Consider the following 18,770-nt stretch of genomic DNA (forward strand, 5'->3'; position numbering starts at 1 on the left):
CATGCAGGCGATAGACCGGGGCAACGCAAATGCGAAGGAGCAAGAGCAATGGGTGATCCGCTCTATATTCTGGCCATCCTGGCCATGGCGGCCGTGGTGATCGTTTTGGTGATCGGGCTTGGTGGCTTTGGTAAAGGCGGCGCCTTCAACCACAAGTATGGCAACAAGATGATGCGCCTCCGGCTACTGTTCCAGTTCATTGCCGTTGTACTGGTGGCCGCCTATGTCTACCTGCGCAATCAGGGAGGATAAGAAATCATGGTTGTTCTGAACAAGATTTACACCCGCACCGGTGACAAGGGCGATACGGCTCTGGGCAATGGTGACCGGGTTGCCAAACATTCGGCCCGGGTCACCGCCTATGGCACCTCGGACGAGTTGAACGCTTTTGTCGGCGTTGCCCGTCTTGAGGCCTCAGGTGAAATGGATGCCGCCCTTACCCGCATCCAGAATGACCTTTTCGATCTGGGGGCCGACCTTTGCCGCCCGGAAATGGATAAGGACGGCGAATCGGAATACCCGCCGCTGCGCATGGTGCCCAGTCAGGTCGACCGGCTCGAAGCCGAGATCGATGTGATGAACAAGGAACTGGCGCCGCTGCGCAGTTTTGTTTTGCCTGGCGGGTCGAAACTGGCTGCCCATCTGCACGTCTGCCGCACCGTGGCGCGCCGCGCGGAACGCCTGGCGACCGAGCTTGCCACCGAAGAAGACGTGAACCCGGCAGCGGTCAAATATCTCAACCGCCTGTCCGACTGGTTTTTCGTCGCCTCCCGCGCCGCCAATGACAATGGCGATCTGGATGTGCTCTGGGTTCCGGGCGCCAACCGCTGACCCCCGGATCATCGCCTCTGCGAATCGCAGGGGCCCAAGACATGCCCCGGCGACAACGCCGGAGTGGAAATCTGCCGTGGCGGCAGGCAGGGGCGCTTGCGAAACATTCTTGCAAAAATGATGCGACAAACACGCGGACGCGACGTCCGGGGCCGCTAACATGACGATTTTTCACTGTTGCCCGCACCACTGACCCGGTATCAACGGCGCGAGAGCATGGAGGCCCGCCGTCCCCACGGCAGGCCGTTTGTTAAGGAGAGAACGCAAAATGAAGGTACTCGTGCCTGTCAAACGCGTGATTGACTATAACGTGAAGGTCCGCGTCAAAGCGGACGGAAGCGGTGTCGATCTCGCCAACGTCAAAATGTCGATGAACCCCTTTGACGAAATCGCCGTCGAAGAGGCCATTCGCCTGAAAGAAGCCGGTAAGGCGGATGAGGTCGTTGCGGTCTCGATCGGCGTGAAACAGGCACAGGAAACCCTGCGCACCGCGCTGGCCATGGGCGCAGACCGCGCCATCCTGGTTGTCGCCGCCGATGACGTGCACACCGATATCGAGCCTCTGGCCGTGGCCAAGATCCTCGCCAAGGTCGTCGAGGAAGAGCAGCCCGGTCTGGTGCTCGCAGGCAAGCAGGCGATCGACAACGACATGAACGCCACCGGTCAGATGCTGTCCGCGCTTCTGGGCTGGTCGCAGGGCACCTTTGCCTCCGAAGTCGACATCGACGGCGACAGCGCCAAGGTCACCCGCGAGGTAGACGGCGGTCTGCAGACCATCTCTGTCAAGATGCCCGCCATCGTCACCGTGGACCTGCGCCTCAACGAGCCGCGCTATGCCTCGCTGCCGAACATCATGAAGGCCAAGAAAAAGCCGCTGGACGAGAAAACCGCTGCCGATTACGGCGTCGATGTCTCCCCGCGTCTTGAGATCGTCTCCACCACCGAACCGCAGGCCCGCTCGGCTGGCATCATGGTCGGTTCGGTTGACGAACTGGTTGCGAAACTCAAAGAAGCGGGGGCTGTGTAATGGCTGTTCTTCTCCTTGCTGAAGTGAACAATGGCGAACTGGCGATGGACGCCACCGCCAAGGCTGTCTCCGCCTCCAAGGCGCTGGGTGATGTGACCGTGCTTTGTGCCGGTGCATCGGCTGCTGCCGCAGGCGACGCTGCTGCCAAGATCGACGGCGTGGCCAAGGTGCTGGTCGCCGAGGACGCCTCGCTGGGTCACCGCCTGGCCGAGCCGACTGCAGCGCTGATCGTGTCGCTGGCTGGTGATTACAGCCACATCGTGGCACCTGCGACCACCGACGCCAAGAACGTGCTGCCGCGCGTTGCTGCGCTGCTGGACGTGATGGTGATCTCGGATGTGACCGCTGTTGTCGACGCCGACACTTTCGAGCGTCCGATCTACGCCGGTAACGCGATCCAAACCGTGAAGTCGAAAGACGCCAAGAAGGTCATCTCCTTCCGGACCTCGACCTTCGACGCAGCTGGCGAAGGCGGCTCTGCCGCTGTTGAAACCACCGGCGCAGCCGAGAACCCCGGCCTGTCCGAATGGGTCGAAGACAAGGTTGCCGAAAGCGACCGCCCCGAGCTGACCTCGGCTGGCGTTGTTGTCTCCGGTGGTCGCGGTGTCGGCTCCGAAGAGGACTTCAAACTGATCGAAGGTCTGGCGGACAAGCTGGGCGCTGCGGTTGGTGCGTCCCGTGCTGCGGTCGATTCCGGCTATGCTCCGAACGACTGGCAGGTGGGTCAGACCGGTAAGGTCGTCGCCCCCGAGCTCTATGTCGCGGTCGGCATCTCCGGCGCGATCCAGCACCTGGCGGGCATGAAGGACTCCAAGATCATCGTCGCCATCAACAAGGACGAAGAGGCACCGATCTTCCAGGTTGCCGATTATGGCCTCGTGGCAGACCTGTTCCAGGCCGTCCCCGAACTCACCGAAAAACTGGGCTAAAAGCCCTGGCTCCGGCCCGGCACACGCCGGGCCACACAGAGCCACATGTCATCGAAAAAGGCCCGCATCCGATGCGGGCCTTTTGCGTTCTGTATACTTCGAAAACCAGGCAGCAGGTCGGCCACCCTACTGACCGGCAGCTATCACATGCGGGTCAGCCCGCTGCTTTGCGCTGCCCCAGGATACCCTGCAGCTTCTCAGCCGTGGCGCATCCAATCCGGTTGTGTTCCTTCGGCCCCAGCATATGGCGCGCTGTCGGCAGGTCGAGCGGCCCCATATCCATGCCCATCACGTCATTTGCCAGCCCTGCGGTGGCAACGGGGAGCTCTACCACCCCTTTGACCAAGGGCCTCAGAGAATCGACCATCGCCTGATCGACCAGGACCGGTTCACGTCCGAACATTCCCACACCACCCAGATTATAGCGCAGCCACAGCAGCACCAACCGTCCGTCCATCGCAGTGATGAGATCACCCATGCGACTGACCCACACAGATTGCAGATGCAGGCAGAGGGTTTCAAACCGCTCCTCAGAGACGTTTTTGAGCTCGGTCAGGAGATGCTTGTTGAAATGAAACTCGGTGAAATCCACTTCCGGAAAAAGGGCCTTCAGTTCAGGGCGGGCTTGCAGGAACCGGTCATTCCGGCGCGGATGCACCCGGTAATATTTATTCGACAGGTTCTGGGCGCCCAGAAGCTGGAAGACAGCGATATCTGATTCCTTAGCCACCCTCATAAGGCTGTCATCGCTCATGAAACTGTCCAGCCCCGCGTTCACACCACCAAGGTTGATGCATGGCACATCCAGCAGGGATTCGGCGACGGCGGGAAACGGCTCAGCCACAAAGCGACCAAACACCTCTGTTCCGCCCAGAAATGCGATATAAGGTTCATTCAAGTCGCGTTCGGGTCCACGTACCTGCAGCCTTGAGCCTGCATAGCAACATGTTCCACCCGAAAGCGTCGAAACGCTTTGGAGTTCGTAACTCATAGTCCCACCAATTTTTCACCCGATACTCACTTTGAGCCTGAAAACTTGCAAATTTCCTAAAGCTCAAATTTGGTTAAAATACCCCTGCGCCAGCCTTGTGCCCCCCCCGAAACGACCGATAAGATCACCCGGCAGGCAGCCAGGGAGCCATCGGCATGGAAGTCAAAAAAATCGGCGTAATCGGAGCGGGACAGATGGGCAACGGCATTGCCCATGTCATGGCAGTTGCGGGTTATGACGTTGTTATCAATGATGTAAATCAGACCGCATTGGATGGCGCTATGAGTGCGATCCAGAAGAACCTGGCCCGGCAGGCCAGTCGCGGCAAGATCAGCGAAGAGGACATGAATGCCGCCCTTGCGCGCATCACTCCGACGCTGGCTCTGCCCGATATCGGGGCCACCGATCTGGTCATCGAAGCGGCAACCGAGCGTGAAACCATCAAGCAGGCGATCTTTGAAGATCTGCAACCGCATCTGCAGCCGCATACGATTCTCACCTCGAACACCTCGTCTATCTCGATCACCCGTCTGGCGAGTCGCACCGACCGCCCCGAACGTTTCATGGGCTTCCACTTCATGAACCCGGTGCCAGTGATGCAGCTGGTCGAATTGATCCGCGGTATTGCCACCGACGAGGAGACCTTCACGGCATGTCAGACCGTGGTGGAGCGTCTGGGCAAGACCGCCGCCAGCGCCGAAGATTTCCCCGCCTTCATCGTCAACCGGATCCTGATGCCGATGATCAACGAAGCCGTCTACACCCTCTATGAAGGGGTTGGGTCGGTGAAATCCATCGACGAATCGATGAAGCTGGGCGCCAACCATCCGATGGGGCCGCTGGAACTGGCAGACTTCATCGGCCTGGACACCTGTCTTGCCATCATGAACGTGCTGCACGACGGGCTGGCCGACACCAAATACCGCCCCTGCCCGCTGCTGACCAAATATGTCGAGGCTGGCTGGCTGGGCCGCAAGACACAGCGCGGGTTCTATGACTATCGCGGGGAAACGCCGGTTCCGACGCGCTGATCACCGGGCTTTACAGACTGCTGCGGCGACGGCCCTATCCAAGGGCCTGCCCCGCAGCGGTCAAGCCGCTGCAGCGCGTCCTGTAGCGCATCCATCATTGCAGAAAGCGGATTACTTGTCGTCAGTCGGAGTTTTACTGCCCAGCGACAAGGTATGCTCTCGCAGCCACGCCATGAAGCCGCGCGGATCGCTGTGCAGCCGCTCCATCTGCGCATCCGTCAGCGGCTCTCCGACCACCGGCGCCTGCGGCTTGTTGCAGGAGCGCACGATTTCATGCAGCAGCAGCCCCTGACGCAGGATCGGAGAGATCCGGCAGGCGATCTGATACCAGCGCGAATTCGACCCCGGGAAGAAGATCGGAACCACACGCGCGCCAGAACGGCGGATCAGCTGCGCGGTGAACACATTCCACTCCTGCTCGATAGCAGGGCCAAACCAGCTGTCCGACGACATCACCACACCCGACGGGAACAGCGCCACAACGCCGCCTTCCTTCAGATGGGCCATGGTCTTGGCTCGCATTTCCACCATCTTGCGCTGCGCTTCAGGGTCATGGGGGAACGGCACCGGGATCATGAAGGAGGTCGCCGCCTCATCAAGCCCCGTCAGGACCGAACGCGTCAGAATTCGGTAATCAAGCCGGATGCGACCAATCAGGTCAGCAAAGATCATGCCATCGACCATTCCGTGCGGGTGGTTCGCCACGATCACAACCGGACCTTCGGCGGGAATGTTGCGGATCTGCTCTTCGGGCGTCAGCAGATCGATCCCCATCACGTTCAACGCGCCGCGCCAGAATTTCTGGCCGCGGTACTGGGCGTTCTGCTTTTCGAACTTCTTGACCATGCGCAGAATGGTCAGCTTGCCGGTGAACCATTCGATGGCGCGGATGGCAAGCGAGGTCCAGCGGTCGTCAAAGGAATTGGCATAGGTCAGGGTGCGCCGGTCATAGACCTCGCCCGTCTCCGACTCTGCCTTCAGGCCGCCGTCATGGTCATGCGCCGTATCCGCCACTTTGCCCTTCCCGTCTTCCACAGGTGCTTGTGCCCTTCAGTATCCTTCGCCGAATTTGTCGGCGACAAGAGCCTCCAAAGCCTCTGCCAGAGCCTCTGCGTCCGGCCCCGAAGTATCGACGTCAATAGTCGTTCCTTTCGAGGCTGCCAACATCAAAAGCCCCATGATACTGTCGCCGGAAGCTGACAGACCGTCCTTTGAAACCTCAGCCGTGGCATCAAAGCCTTCGACCACTTCGACCAGCTTTGCGGAGGCACGCGCATGCAGGCCTTTTTCATTTATGATCTTCAGCGTTTTAACTGCCATTGAAGTGTCTTACTCCCCTGCGGGGTTAATGTTCTGCGAGTTGATGTATTTGCGACCCGCCTCCATCGCCTGGCGCACGGCATCGGCAACCGGCAGGTGGCGGGATTTTGCCAGCTTGATCAGCATCGGAAGATTGGCGCCGTAAAGGATGCGCCGATCCGTGGGCGCACAGGCCCGTAGGCTGAGATTGGACGGAGAGCCACCAAACAGGTCTGTAACGATCACAACGCCATCGCCGGTGTCCACATCGTCGGCCGCAATACAGATTTCGCGCTGTTTGTCGTCACGGTCATCGTCAGGCGCAATGGTAATCGCACGCAGGTTCGGCTGCTCGCCAACCACATGCTCAACGGCGGCCAGATACTCTCTGGCCAGCCCCCCATGCGCGACAATAACAATCCCGATCAACCCGGCCTCTCCGTTCCGCTGTTAGCGCTGCAGCTCGCGATGTCTAATTGACACCTGCTGCCCGTCTTCCGCAAGGGTCTTAGCCAGGGTTTCTGCCAGGGTCACCGAACGATGTTGCCCACCGGTACAGCCAAAGGCGATGGAGAGATGCGATTTCCCTTCGCTGCGAAAGGCGGGCAACAAAAACCGGACCATATCCACCACCCGCGCCATGAACCCGTCATACAGCGGGTCCTGTTTCACATAGTCCTGAACCGCAGCGTCGCGGCCATTCAGCGACCGCAGTGCCTCTTCCCAATAGGGGTTTGCCAGGAACCGGCAATCAAAGACCAGATCGACGCTGCGCGGCACACCGCGTTTGTAGGAAAAACTTTGTACGGACAGGGCCAGCGACCGCCCATCCGGCGCGAACCAATGTTCAATCTCGGCCTTCAGCTGGTGCACATTCATTTCGGAGGTGTCGAGCAGCATATCCGCGCGTTCTCGAATTGGCGCCATCAGGTCCTGCTCCCGCGCCACGCCAACCTCGGGCGTTTCTGCCGGGGCCAGTGGGTGCCTGCGCCGTGTTTCCGAATAACGCCGCAACAGAACATCGGGACGGGCATCCAGATAAAGAACCGTCAGCTCCGCGTCCTGCCGCGCCGCCAGCATTTCAATCATGTCGAGAAGGGCACCCGGGGCGAAATCCCGGTTGCGGCTGTCCAGCCCCAACGCCATTGGCGCGCTCACCCCTGCCGCTTCGATCAGGATCGGCAGCAGCCGCAGCGGCAGGTTGTCAATCGCCTCGAACCCCAGATCCTCCAGCACATTGATCGCCGTGGTGCGCCCGGCGCCGGACGGACCGGTGACCAGAACGATCGGCTGTGCATCGGGATCGACGTCAGGCATCAGGGTTCAGGGCTCCACATTTCAGATACTGCAACAGGGCCGGAGCGAAATGCGTTGCCTCCACGCGGTGTATCACGGGAAGATCCAGCCCCAGAATCGTTTCGGCAGACTGGGCCGGAAGCCGCCCGTCTGCAAGCCGGTCCAAGTCCACAATGGCACAGACAGCCGCCTGAGCGGTGTTTTCCGCGTGCAGGATGCCCAGACCGCGCGCTTCGATCAGGCCTGCGGTTGCCTTGGGTGGCCGCGCCACGACGGATCCATCATGAAGCGTGAGCAAAACCCGGTCGTCCGCGACCAGCTGCGCTCCATAGGCCATCAAATGCAGGGCCAGCGCCGATTTCCCACTGCCGGAAGCCCCCCGGATCAGGAGGCCACGCCCGTCAAGCGCTACACAGGAGGCATGTATACAATGGCTAAGGTCCTGCACCATCACAGGACCATCACAAGAGGATCACACCGGCAGGCCGACCACAAACCGCGCACCCAGCGGTTCAGAGGTGATGTCGGCTTCGGTCGGCCGGATATTCTCGGCCCAGATCACACCGCCATGCGCTTCGACGATCTGCTTTGAAATCGCCAGTCCAAGGCCAGAGTTATTGCCAAAATGCTCTTCCGGGCGCTGTGAGTAGAAGCGTTTAAAAATGTTCGATAGCGCCTGTTCGGGAATGCCCGGGCCGGTGTCCTCGACCACAATCAGCACCCGATTGGCCCGGCGTCGCGCCCAGACACGGATCGCATCGCCATCTTCGCAAAAGGAAATCGCATTGGTGATCAGGTTGACGAACACCTGCGCCAGACGCGCCTCAAGTCCCTGAAGCATGATCGGTTGCGGCGGCAAGTCGGCGATATAGTCGATCCCCTTGGAGCGGGCATCTTCGCCAAGGAACTGGTTGAGATTGCCCAGCATGGTCAGGAGGTCGAATTCTTCTTCTTCTTCCTTGACCAGTTCGGCATCCAGTCGGGAAGCATTCGAGATATCGCTCACCAGCCGGTCAAGGCGGCGCACGTCGTGTTCGATCACTTCCATAAGCTTCTCCCGTTGGTCTTCGCGCTTTACCATCCGCAAGGTCCCGACTGCAGATTGCAGACTCGCCAAGGGATTCTTGATCTCATGTGCCACATCAGCTGCAAATTGTTCGTTACTATCGATGCGACTGTAGAGCGCTTTTACCATTCCGCGCAGCGCCCGGCTGAGACGACCAATCTCGTCAGGCCGTGCAGAGAGGTCCGGGATACGTACCCGGCCGGGGTGACTTTTTCGGGCATCACGGTCGCGCCCGCTTTCCGCAGCCTCTGCCAGATCGGCAAGAGGATTGGCTATGGTCGAGGCAAGAACCAGGCTGAGCCCGACGGAAACCAGCAGCGCCACGACGAACATCTGCAACACGCGCTCGCGCTCACCACGCACCAGCGCGTCGATTTCTCCGATGGGAGAGGCCAGGGCCACCACTCCGATGACCTGTCCGTTGTGAAGAATCGGGGCTGCCGCCGAGAAGACCGTACCCCCCCTGGTATCTACGGCAGTATCAACTGTTGCTCCGGCGCCAAGGGTGTGCTCCGCCAACCGGCCCAATTGCGCCTCGAGCGTAAGCCCCGCATCGGCGGTGTTTTCCCCGGATTTGAACACACTGCCCGCCGCCGACCACAGCGCCGACAGCCCGTCGGAGATCAGAGTTTTACCCTTTTGATTTTCATTCAGAGCATTCAACGCATCCGAGCGCGCAACGCCTGTGACGCTGGCGATCAGGGTGCCACTAGCATCGAATACCATGGCTTCGACCCCGCCCCGCAGGCTGATGCCGGACAGGGTGCCCTCGGCATCGATGCCGTCACCGGTGGCAAAGCTGACGCCGCCCACCGCAGGCAATTCAGCTTCGAACACATTTGCGATCAGGGTTGCTTCGGACACTAGCGCGCCCGCCTTTTGGCGAACCAGGCTCTGCCGCGAGGAGTTAAGGTAGAGAATCCCAGCGACAAGGATGATCAGTGCGATCAGGTTGAAGGTGATGATTTTCCGTGTCAAAGGCGAGCCTTTGAGCGAAAATACCCCGCGGCTGGCCCGGCGCACCTGCATCTCTTCCGTCACCGTTTGCTCTGGAGCGACCCAATCGTCGCCCAGAACCACATCCTCACCGGATGGTGGCGGTGTGCTGCCGGTATCGCGCATATCCCCCTGCCTCCCCAAACCGGATCTGACTCTTACTCTTCGTTGTAGCGGTAACCGATCCCATACAGCGTCTCGATCGCCGCAAAGTCGGAATCCGCGCTGCGCATCTTTTTGCGCAGGCGTTTGATGTGGCTATCGATGGTGCGGTCATCCACATAGACCTGATCGTCATAGGCCACATCCATCAGCTGATCGCGGCTTTTGACGAAACCGGGCCGCTGGGCCAGCGCCTGCAGCAGGAGGAACTCGGTCACGGTGAGCGAGACATCCTTGCCCTTCCAGCTGACCGCATGACGCAGCGGGTCCATACGTAGGTTGCCGCGCTCCATGACCTTGGTCTCTGTAACCGCAGCGCCTTCTACCGCGTCGCCGTTGATTGCTTCCTGGCGCCGCAGCAGGGCACGGATGCGTTCGACCAGCAGGCGTTGCGAAAACGGTTTCTTGACGTAGTCATCCGCCCCCATGCGCAGACCGAGAACTTCGTCGATCTCATCGTCCTTGGAGGTGAGGAAGATCACCGGCATCTGCGATTTCTGCCGCAGACGCTGCAGCAGATCCATGCCGTCCATGCGCGGCATCTTGATGTCCAGCACGGCCATATCCGGAAGCTTCTTGTTAAAAGCATCCAGGGCGGCCTGACCGTCGTTGTAGGTTTCGACCTCGAACCCTTCTGCCTCCAGCGTCATAGCCACCGAAGTCAGGATGTTTCTGTCGTCGTCCACCAAAGCAATCTTTGACATTGAATGCGCCCCTAAATCACTGCTCAGCTTTTCGCTTTTTACATTCCTTAATCGCCCTTCTCAGGCTGCGAATCAATCCCCATTGGCGAATCACGGCACCTTTGGGCCGCAATTAAGGCAAAAATGTCTTAGCACTCACTGAAGAAAGCGCTTCCTTTTGGCGACAAAAAAAATGGTTGCGCTAAACGTTCACTTGATGGCGCTAACTGCGCCAAAGCGTCCTGTTCACCGTGTAAAACGTCATGTTAAGACCCGGCTCACCGGTGTCGCTACCGGTGAATTGCCCCACGGCGCGGCTTTAGATGTATGCGGCTTCAAGCAGCCGCCACAGGAGAAAGAACACATGGCATCAGGACGGGTGAACCCACAATTCCGCCTCGAAGATCAAGGTATCGAGGGTCTGGGCAATGTCCATTACAACCTGATGGAGCCCGCGCTGATCGAAGCGGCGCTGAAACGGGATGAAGGCACACTGGGCAACGGCGGCGCCTTTCTCGTGACCACCGGCAAATTCACCGGTCGCTCCCCCAAGGACAAGCACGTGGTCAAGACCGAAGCGGTTGCAGACACCATCTGGTGGGAAAACAACGCCGAGATGAGCCCCGAAGGCTTTGACGCGCTTTATGCCGACATGCTGGAGCACATGAAGGGTCGCGACTACTTCGTGCAGGATCTGGTTGGCGGTGCGGACCCTGCCCACGCGATCAACGTGCGCATGGTGACCGAACTTGCCTGGCACAGCCTGTTCATCCGCCACCTGCTGCGCCGTCCCGACCGCGAGGATCTGGACGAGTTCATGGCAGATTTCACCATCATCAACTGCCCCAGCTTCCAGGCTGACCCGGCCAAGCACAACTGCCGCAGCGAAACCGTGATCGCGCTGAACTTCGACAAGAAGCTGATCCTGATCGGCGGCACCGAATACGCGGGCGAGAACAAGAAATCGGTCTTCACCCTGCTGAACTACCTGCTGCCGGAAAAAGGCATCATGCCGATGCACTGCTCGGCCAACCACGCCAAGGGCAACCCGGTCGACGCCGCCGTGTTCTTTGGCCTGTCCGGCACCGGCAAGACCACCCTGTCCGCCGACCCCGACCGCGTGCTGATCGGTGATGACGAACATGGCTGGGCCGACAACGGCACCTTCAATTTCGAAGGTGGCTGCTATGCCAAGACCATCAACCTGAACCCCGAGGCGGAGCCGGAAATCTACGCCACCACCTCCAAGTTCGGCACCGTGATCGAAAACATGGTCTTCGACCCCGAGACCTTTGAGCTCGACTTTGACGACGACAGCCTGACCGCCAACATGCGCTGCGCCTACCCGCTGGAGTATATCTCCAACGCGTCTGACACCGCGCGTGGCGGTCACCCCAAGAACATCATCATGCTGACCTGCGATGCCTTCGGTGTGCTGCCTCCGATCGCGCGGCTGACCCCGGCGCAGGCGATGTATCACTTCCTGTCGGGCTTCACCTCCAAGGTGGCCGGAACCGAGCGCGGCGTGACCGAGCCGGAGCCGACCTTCTCCACCTGCTTTGGCGCGCCCTTCATGCCGCGCCGCCCCGAGGTCTACGGCAACCTGCTGCGTGACAAGATCGCCCAGCATGGCGCAACCTGCTGGCTGGTGAACACCGGCTGGACCGGTGGTGCCTATGGCATCGGTTCGCGGATGCCGATCAAGGCGACCCGCGGCCTGCTGACTGCCGCGCTGGACGGCTCGCTGGCAGAGGTCGAGTTCCGCAAGGACTCCAACTTCGGCTTTGACGTGCCGGTCGCCGTGCCCGGCGTTGCAGAAGTTCTGCTGGACCCGCGCCGCACTTGGGACGATCAGGACGCCTACGACAAGCAGGCCGCCAAACTGGTTCAGATGTTCGCAGACAACTTCGAACAGTATCTGCCCTACATCGACGAAGATGTGAAAGCCGCCGCAATCGGCTAAACTCTTCGTCAGATCAAACGAAAAACCCGGCCAGTGGCCGGGTTTTTTGTTTCATGAGAGATCCGGTATCCTGATCAGCCCTGCGAAATGCGTCCTTCGACCATGTCGCGGACCTTCACCGCATAGCGATCCGTCATGCCCGATACGAAATCGCCCAAAGAATGCAGTGCGGTATACTCATCCGTTACCCCGCGCAGGTCCAGATCGACGGCCCGGATCAGTTTCGCCCAATAGCCATGCCGCGCCTTCAATGCCTCGACGTCCCAGCCGCAGGCCTTCAGATCCTCATAAAGGCCGACAAAGTGATCGAGCAGCCCGTGCAACACCTGACGCCCCGAAATCTCCAGCTCGGTCTTGCGCCGCGCGGTAAAGATGCGGGCGTTCGAGATCTCTTTCAGCTTGGCAAAGGCGTCCGCCTTGGTGGACACCTCCATCAGCCCATCGCTGAACTCCCCCATCATGATGGCATCGTAGTTGGCCATGAAGGCCTCGACCGCGCTTTCGATGGCGGCCCCGATGGCCATGGCCCGCAGCATTCCGACGCGGTCCCGCAGGGGCATCGCCGCATCGCCCGGGTGGTTCGCCTTGCCGGTGATATCTTCCAGAATGCCCGCCACCAGATCGCTGTCCAGATCGCCCACCGTGGCGGCATCCTCGATATCCAGAATGCGGTAGCAGATGTCATCCGCCGCCTCGACGAGGAAGGCAAGCGGATGGCGCCGCCAGACCTGCGCCGCTCCCGTGCCGTCCGAGGGCAGGCCCAGCGCCGTTGCAGCCTCGGCGAATAGATCGCGTTCAGACTGGAAGACGCCGAATTTCTTAAGGCCCACGTAGTTCCCCGAGGACAGCGCCTTGGCCTCTGCAGTGCAAGGGTATTTGGAAAAGGCCCCAAGGGTCGCATAGGACAGGCGCATACCGCCTTCGCGCTGGCCCATCTCCAGCCGAGCAACGATGCGAAAGCCTTGCGCGTTGCCTTCAAAGGCCTCGAATTCGGGACGCACCTTGACAGGCACAGCAGCGGCAAGGCCGGTGCCGCTGGCGAACTGGCGCGCGAACCACTCGCCGATACTGTCCTCGCCGGAATGACCAAAAGGCGGGTTGCCGATGTCATGCACCAAACAGGCCGCCTGCACCACGCCTGCCATCACATGCTGCTGCCCTTCGGTCAGACTGCCGCGTTCAACCAGTTTCTGCCCCACCTGAATGCCAAGGGAGCGCCCAACGCTGGAGGTTTCCATGCTGTGGATCATCCGGTGATGCACGTGGTCATGGCAATGCAGCGGATGCACCTGCGTCTTTTGCGCAAGACGGCGAAACGGTTCGGAAAACAGGATCCGGTCGTAATCCTGCAAATAGGCGGGGCGGCCCGGCTTTTCCTCAAAATCGGGTCGGCACAAACGCCCCGGGTTCAACAACCTGTCCCATTCCATCGCCATGTGCTGCGCTCCTGCCCCTGTGCCTCTTTGGCATGGGTTAAACGGAAACTGGTGCGGAAATGCAATCACCTCAGCGCGGAGATATACCCGTCTTCTCCAGCTTGTGCTCGGGCTCCACGTGGATGTTCACCTTTGCCTCTGGCAACTCGGCCCGGATCGCGTCCTCTACCCGGTCGCAGATGTCATGGGCCGCACGCACCGTCATCATGCCCGCAACCACCATATGAAATTCCACGAACAAAGCTGTGCCCGCCCGGCGCGTCTTTAGCCCGTGCACCTGCAGGGCACCTTCTGCAGAGCGGTGGATGATTTCCTCGATCTCCTCCCGCTCGTCCGGCGGAGCAGCCGAATCCATCAAGCCGTTGACCGAGGAGGCCACCACTCCATAGCCCTCGCGCAGGATGTTGACCGCCACGATCAGCGCCAGCGCCGGATCCAGCCAGCTCCACCCTGTCCACAGTGCCAGACCAAGGCCGAACAGAACCCCAACCGACGTCCAGACATCACTCATCAGGTGACGCCCGCCTGCCACCAGAGCCGGAGACCGCAACGCCCCACCCCGCCCGATCAGCAGGCGCGCCCAGAGCAGGTTGGCCACCATCGCGACAGCGTTGATCCAAAGACCTGCCATTCCCCAATCAGCGGGCGCGATAGGCCGCATTAATGCATAGATCGACTGCTCAAGGATCAGGAAGGCAGCGATGATGATCATGATGCCTTCGGCAACGGCCGAAAAATATTCCGCCTTGTGGTGCCCGAACGGGTGGCCGGCATCCGCAGGACGGCTTGCATAGCGCACCGCGAGCCACGCCAGGAATGCACCGCCCACATTCACCAGGGACTCAAGAGCATCGGAAAACAGCGCAATGGACCCGGTGACCCACCAGGCGACAAGCTTGAGCGCCAGAACAATCAAGGAGATCGCGATTGATCCAAGCGCAAGCTGGCTTGCATTCAGACGGTTGCCCATGTCGGTCTTCCTGCCCCTGCTTGTAGTCTTCAGGCCCGGATCTGTCTAATCAACGGATACTGATCACAGCATCAGCGCGCGGCGGAGCAAATTCAACCCCGCAACCAGCAGGACGAACAGCGTCAGACGGCGGAAGGCAACCTGATCGATACGGTCATGCAGACGTCCGCCGATCCACATGCCCATCACCGCAGGCAGGATCAGTGCCACCGAAAACGGTGCTGTTTCAGCCCGCATGACACCCGAGCCGATGTGCCCCGCCAACAGGGCGACCGCCCCCATGCCGTAGATCACGCCCTGCACACGGATTTGCTCGTTCTTTTCCGTGCCAAGGGCGGTCAGATAGGCCACCGTCGGCGGCCCCCAGATGCCCGACATGCCGCCGATCAGCCCGGCAAAGCCGCCCACCAGCACTTCGGACCGGGGCGTGGGCCTGGCGAGTGTCAGCTGCTTGCCCATCAGCTGTGTCAGGGCGAACAGCGATACCGGCACGCCGATGATCAGCAACATCACCTGCTGCGGCAACACCCGCACCAGCTGGGCGCTGCCCAGAAGGAACACCAGCCCCACCAGAAGGAACAGCCGGAAGCGTTTCAAGGACTGAACCGCTGCGGCAAAGCCGTGCCGAAAGGCCTGCATTCCGTTGGTCACAACCGTCGGCAGGATCAGCCCCGCCAAGGCGATTTCCGGCGGCATGAACATGCTGAGACCAGAGACGAGAATCATCGGCATGGCAAAACCAACCATCCCTTTGACCGTGCCCGCGACCAGCGCAACAGCAAAGGCCGCCGACAGTTCAGACGGTGTGAAAGCGGAAAAAAGACTTGTCATGCCTCTTCATAGCGATAGGTCCAGACCGCTGCAGCAGCAAAATAAACACGAAACTTTTGGTCGATATGCCGCATCGCGGCGTATTTTTATTGCGCTGCACCTGCGAAATGTTTACCACCAAGCGACCGAAGAAGGATGTGACTCATGGCCCACGACGGACAGGACTTGCAAATGAAGCAGATTGTACTCCCCGACCTTTTGACGCTGACCGCAGCGACGCTTGGCCCGCTTGACCAACTGCTGGAGACTGCCCGCGGCGCGGTCCGCGATCTGGTCACAGCCGATGGCCGCGTTTCCGGCGCACTGGTAGAGCAGCACCAGACTGCGGCCCACGGGCTGTCCTGGCTTGCCACCTATGTCTACAGCCTGCGCCAGATGCAGAACTGGGCCGAGCGGATGCAATCCGAGGGCAAGTTCAACGAAATGGAGCAGCTGATCCACCAGATCGCCTTTGGCGAATACCTGGCGCAGATGCGCGGCGGCATCCAGATGAACCAGGGTGAGATCATCCGCCTGAACGATCTGGGACTGGACGCCTCGGCCCAAAGCCTGCTGGACAGCGCAGAAATCACAACCCTGTGCCAGGCTGGCAACTCCGCTGCCGCCCGCACCCGTCTGGTCGAACTGATGCAGGAGCAGGCTGGGTCTGTCATGTTCGGCGCCTCGGGTCTGGACGAAGAACTGGAGATGATCCGCGACCAGTTCCGTCGCTACGCGCTGGAAAAGGTCGAGCCCTTTGCTCACGAATGGCACCTCAAGGATGAGCTGATCCCGATCGAGATTATCAACGAGTTGGCCGAGATGGGCGTCTTTGGCCTGACCATCCCTGAGGAATTTGGTGGCTTCGGACTGTCCAAGGCGTCGATGTGCGTGGTCTCCGAAGAACTGTCGCGCGGTTACATCGGTGTCGGCAGCCTTGGCACCCGCTCTGAAATCGCGGCCGAGCTGATCATCGCTGGCGGCACGGATGAGCAGAAGGCGAACTGGCTGCCCAAGATCGCCAGCGCCGAAATCCTGCCCACGGCCGTCTTTACCGAGCCGAACACCGGGTCGGACCTTGGCTCCCTGCGTACCCGCGCGGTGAAGAACGCCGATGGCGATTACGAGGTTACCGGCAACAAGACCTGGATCACCCATGCGGCCCGGACCCATGTGATGACCCTGCTGGCACGCACCAACCCCGACACCACCGATCACCGCGGTTTGTCGATGTTCCTGGCGGAAAAAACGCCCGGCACCGATGAAAACCCCTTCCCCACCGAAGGCATGACCGGCGGTGAAATCGAGGTTCTGGGCTATCGCGGCATGAAGGAATATGAGCTTGGCTTTGACGGTTTCAAGGTCAAGGGTGAGAACCTTCTGGGCGGCGAAGAAGGCAAAGGCTTCAAACAGCTGATGGAGACCTTTGAATCTGCCCGCATCCAGACCGCAGCCCGCGCCATCGGCGTGGCACAATCGGCGCTGGATATCGCGATGCAGTATGCACAGGACCGCAAGCAGTTCGGCAAATCGCTGATCAACTTCCCACGGGTGTCGTCGAAACTGGCGATGATGGCGGTTGAGATCATGGTTGCCCGCCAGCTGACCTATTTCTCGGCTTGGGAAAAGGACAACGGCCACCGCTGCGACCTTGAGGCTGGCATGGCCAAACTGCTGGGCGCCCGTGTTGCCTGGGCGGCAGCGGACAACGGTCTGCAGATCCACGGCGGCAACGGCTTTGCGCTGGAGTACAAGATCTCCCGCGTGCTGTGCGACGCCCGGATCCTGAACATCTTCGAAGGGGCCGCCGAAATTCAGGCGCAGGTCATCGCCCGCCGACTGCTGGCCTGACCCCTTCACACCTATCACTCCCCGGGGACATCCCCGACTGGCCCGGCCTTGTGCCGGGCCTCTTTTTTTATTGAGGTAACGGCTCCCGGCAGGCGGTTTTCCTTTCAATCATCGCTGCATGCCCCCCATGAAGTGAACCATTTGGTTACCGGTCGGCGCTGGTGTCCCACGGCAATCTGTCCTACCACGCGACGAACCTAGTCCCCCGTCGGTTGAAGACCCGCAAAAATTGACTGCGGATTGCTGCTCTGATTGAATACGAAGAAGGCTGCCCTATGCCCGTTTCCCATTTCACAAAAATGATTTCATGGCCCGCCCGTCTGGTACCGGTCCTGCTGGTTGCCCTAACTGCCTGCGCCGGGGACGAAACCCTGTCGGCCTATGGTGCAGCGGGCAAGACATGGCGGCTGAGCCAAATTGATGGCGCGCCCTTCAGCGCCGCCGCGACGCTGGAATTCCCCGCCCCCGGCAAGATCGCCGGACAGGCGCCCTGCAACGCTTACCGCGCCGAATCCACCGCACCCTACCCCTGGTTCGATACCACAGGCCTATCATCGACCCGCAAGGTTTGCCCCGAATTGCTGGAAGAAACCCGTTTCCTGGAGGCACTGCAAACCATGGGCGAGGCCGAAGTCACCGGCGACGTGCTGATCCTGCGCAATGGGTCAGGCCGCGAGATGCTGTTCAGGGCCGACGGCTGATCAGGGCCGACGGCTGATCAGATCCACCAGCCGCCCGCGCGTCTCGGGCAGGGGGCGGTTGCCCAAAGCGCGCGCCAGATGGCTTTCGAGGAAATAACCAGTGGTGCGCAGGGCAATCGCGATCTCGGGATCCTCTGCCGCCCCCTGCCCCAATAGCACCGGTGGCAGCGGCAACAGACGGTCCGCCCAGTCCCCTGCCCCCGCCGCCGACACCGCGCGCCCGGTTTTGGGGGAGACATAGACCAGCCCCTCCTCTGCCCCGGTGACAGCGCAGGCCGTCAGATCCAGGCCAAAGCCCATCTCCTCCAGTAGCGCCACCTCCCAATGCAGATAGGCCAGCGGCCAGAGGTCTTCTTGTTCGAGAAGATCCAAGAGTTGTTCCGTGCGCGCGTATAGCGCCGGGTAAGCTTCGCGTTCCGGCAGGCAAAAGGACAAAAGCGCTGTCACCGCATTGAGGCCCGCGAGAGCCAACCGCCCGGACAGGGCCGCCGCCGCGCGGCTGCGCAGGGGTTCAGCCTGATAACTGCCCAGATGTTCCTCAAGCCGCGCGCGCCAAGTCAGATCCAGCTGCGCCCCCGGTTGCAGGATCGGCGCCATCCGCCGCCCGGCGCCACCACGCACGACCCCGGCATGGCGCCCGTGTCCTTCGGTGAAGACATCGATGATGGCAGCGCTCTCACCATGGCGGCGCACGGTCAGCAATATACCGTGGTCACGCCAGTCCATCG

20 protein-coding genes are annotated in these 18,770 nt (G+C 60.7%); 8 read left to right on the forward strand and 12 right to left on the reverse strand.

The window, feature by feature from the left end; all coding sequences use genetic code 11:
- Positions 1–48 precede the first annotated feature (48 nt).
- From JL2886_RS07870 to JL2886_RS07885, 4 genes are all read left to right on the forward strand, one after another.
- Positions 49–252, forward strand: coding sequence for a twin transmembrane helix small protein (locus tag JL2886_RS07870; RefSeq protein ID WP_065271503.1), 204 nt, complete (start codon positions 49–51; stop codon positions 250–252).
- 6 nt (positions 253–258) lie between these two features.
- The gene (locus tag JL2886_RS07875; RefSeq protein ID WP_065271504.1) at positions 259–831 is read left to right on the forward strand and encodes a cob(I)yrinic acid a,c-diamide adenosyltransferase; all 573 of its coding nucleotides are present in this window, start codon (positions 259–261) and stop codon (positions 829–831) included.
- Positions 832–1,099: 268 nt separating this feature from the next.
- Entirely contained in the window at positions 1,100–1,858 is a 759-nt protein-coding gene (locus JL2886_RS07880; RefSeq protein ID WP_065271505.1) for an electron transfer flavoprotein subunit beta/FixA family protein, read from the forward strand.
- Positions 1,858–2,787, forward strand: a complete 930-nt coding sequence (locus JL2886_RS07885) for an electron transfer flavoprotein subunit alpha/FixB family protein (RefSeq protein WP_065271506.1) — start codon at positions 1,858–1,860, stop codon at positions 2,785–2,787. The genes JL2886_RS07880 and JL2886_RS07885 overlap by 1 nt, the downstream gene beginning before the upstream one ends.
- A gap of 154 nt (positions 2,788–2,941) precedes the next feature.
- Here JL2886_RS07885 and JL2886_RS07890 read toward each other — a convergent pair whose 3' ends face one another.
- The gene (locus JL2886_RS07890; RefSeq protein ID WP_065271507.1) at positions 2,942–3,778 is read right to left on the reverse strand and encodes a DUF6473 family protein; all 837 of its coding nucleotides are present in this window, start codon (positions 3,776–3,778) and stop codon (positions 2,942–2,944) included.
- Positions 3,779–3,933: 155 nt separating this feature from the next.
- Here JL2886_RS07890 and JL2886_RS07895 point away from each other — a divergent pair, with 155 nt between their 5' ends.
- Positions 3,934–4,809: a 3-hydroxybutyryl-CoA dehydrogenase gene (locus JL2886_RS07895; RefSeq protein ID WP_065271508.1), complete on the forward strand. Its 876-nt coding sequence runs from the start codon at positions 3,934–3,936 to the stop codon at positions 4,807–4,809.
- Between the two features lie 111 nt (positions 4,810–4,920).
- Here the strand turns inward: JL2886_RS07895 and JL2886_RS07900 are convergent, their stop codons facing one another.
- The 7 genes from JL2886_RS07900 to JL2886_RS07930 are packed head-to-tail and all read right to left on the reverse strand — an operon-like array spanning position 4,921 to position 10,332.
- The gene (locus tag JL2886_RS07900; protein WP_065273589.1) at positions 4,921–5,823 is read right to left on the reverse strand and encodes a lysophospholipid acyltransferase family protein; all 903 of its coding nucleotides are present in this window, start codon (positions 5,821–5,823) and stop codon (positions 4,921–4,923) included.
- A 36-nt stretch (positions 5,824–5,859) separates the two neighbouring features.
- On the reverse strand, positions 5,860–6,129 hold the full coding sequence (locus tag JL2886_RS07905; RefSeq protein ID WP_065271509.1) for an HPr family phosphocarrier protein: 270 nt from the start codon (positions 6,127–6,129) through the stop codon (positions 5,860–5,862).
- A gap of 9 nt (positions 6,130–6,138) precedes the next feature.
- On the reverse strand, positions 6,139–6,537 hold the full coding sequence (locus tag JL2886_RS07910) for a PTS sugar transporter subunit IIA (protein ID WP_065271510.1): 399 nt from the start codon (positions 6,535–6,537) through the stop codon (positions 6,139–6,141).
- Positions 6,538–6,558: 21 nt separating this feature from the next.
- Positions 6,559–7,425, reverse strand: coding sequence for an RNase adapter RapZ (rapZ, locus tag JL2886_RS07915; RefSeq protein WP_065271511.1), 867 nt, complete (start codon positions 7,423–7,425; stop codon positions 6,559–6,561).
- The gene (locus tag JL2886_RS07920; RefSeq protein WP_082996037.1) at positions 7,418–7,855 is read right to left on the reverse strand and encodes an HPr kinase/phosphorylase; all 438 of its coding nucleotides are present in this window, start codon (positions 7,853–7,855) and stop codon (positions 7,418–7,420) included. Before JL2886_RS07920 ends, rapZ begins: the two co-directional genes overlap by 8 nt.
- Positions 7,856–7,876: 21 nt before the next feature.
- Positions 7,877–9,592 carry a sensor histidine kinase gene (locus JL2886_RS07925; RefSeq protein WP_065271512.1) on the reverse strand — a complete coding sequence of 572 codons (1,716 nt, stop codon included), beginning with the start codon at positions 9,590–9,592 and terminating at the stop codon, positions 7,877–7,879.
- 32 nt (positions 9,593–9,624) lie between these two features.
- On the reverse strand, positions 9,625–10,332 hold the full coding sequence (locus tag JL2886_RS07930; protein ID WP_065271513.1) for a response regulator transcription factor: 708 nt from the start codon (positions 10,330–10,332) through the stop codon (positions 9,625–9,627).
- A gap of 343 nt (positions 10,333–10,675) precedes the next feature.
- Here JL2886_RS07930 and JL2886_RS07935 point away from each other — a divergent pair, with 343 nt between their 5' ends.
- Entirely contained in the window at positions 10,676–12,274 is a 1,599-nt protein-coding gene (locus JL2886_RS07935) for a phosphoenolpyruvate carboxykinase (RefSeq protein ID WP_065271514.1), read from the forward strand.
- A gap of 74 nt (positions 12,275–12,348) precedes the next feature.
- Here JL2886_RS07935 and dgt read toward each other — a convergent pair whose 3' ends face one another.
- From dgt to JL2886_RS07950, 3 genes are all read right to left on the reverse strand, one after another.
- Complete coding sequence (dgt, locus tag JL2886_RS07940; protein WP_065273591.1) at positions 12,349–13,704, reverse strand: dGTP triphosphohydrolase; 1,356 nt, start codon at positions 13,702–13,704, stop codon at positions 12,349–12,351.
- A gap of 76 nt (positions 13,705–13,780) precedes the next feature.
- Complete coding sequence (locus JL2886_RS07945; RefSeq protein WP_065271515.1) at positions 13,781–14,680, reverse strand: cation diffusion facilitator family transporter; 900 nt, start codon at positions 14,678–14,680, stop codon at positions 13,781–13,783.
- Positions 14,681–14,743: 63 nt separating this feature from the next.
- Positions 14,744–15,511: a sulfite exporter TauE/SafE family protein gene (locus tag JL2886_RS07950; protein ID WP_065271516.1), complete on the reverse strand. Its 768-nt coding sequence runs from the start codon at positions 15,509–15,511 to the stop codon at positions 14,744–14,746.
- Positions 15,512–15,655: 144 nt separating this feature from the next.
- Between JL2886_RS07950 and JL2886_RS07955 the strand changes: the two genes are divergently transcribed.
- Positions 15,656–17,341: an acyl-CoA dehydrogenase family protein gene (locus JL2886_RS07955; protein ID WP_065271517.1), complete on the forward strand. Its 1,686-nt coding sequence runs from the start codon at positions 15,656–15,658 to the stop codon at positions 17,339–17,341.
- 275 nt (positions 17,342–17,616) lie between these two features.
- On the forward strand, positions 17,617–18,042 hold the full coding sequence (locus JL2886_RS07960) for an META domain-containing protein (RefSeq protein WP_237028438.1): 426 nt from the start codon (positions 17,617–17,619) through the stop codon (positions 18,040–18,042).
- Here the strand turns inward: JL2886_RS07960 and recO are convergent, their stop codons facing one another.
- Positions 18,043–18,768, reverse strand: coding sequence for a DNA repair protein RecO (recO, locus tag JL2886_RS07965; protein ID WP_065271518.1), 726 nt, complete (start codon positions 18,766–18,768; stop codon positions 18,043–18,045).
- Positions 18,769–18,770: the final 2 nt, after the last annotated feature.

The sequence above is a fragment of the Phaeobacter gallaeciensis genome (assembly GCF_001678945.1).
Taxonomy (GTDB): Bacteria; Pseudomonadota; Alphaproteobacteria; order Rhodobacterales; family Rhodobacteraceae; genus Phycobacter; species Phycobacter gallaeciensis_A.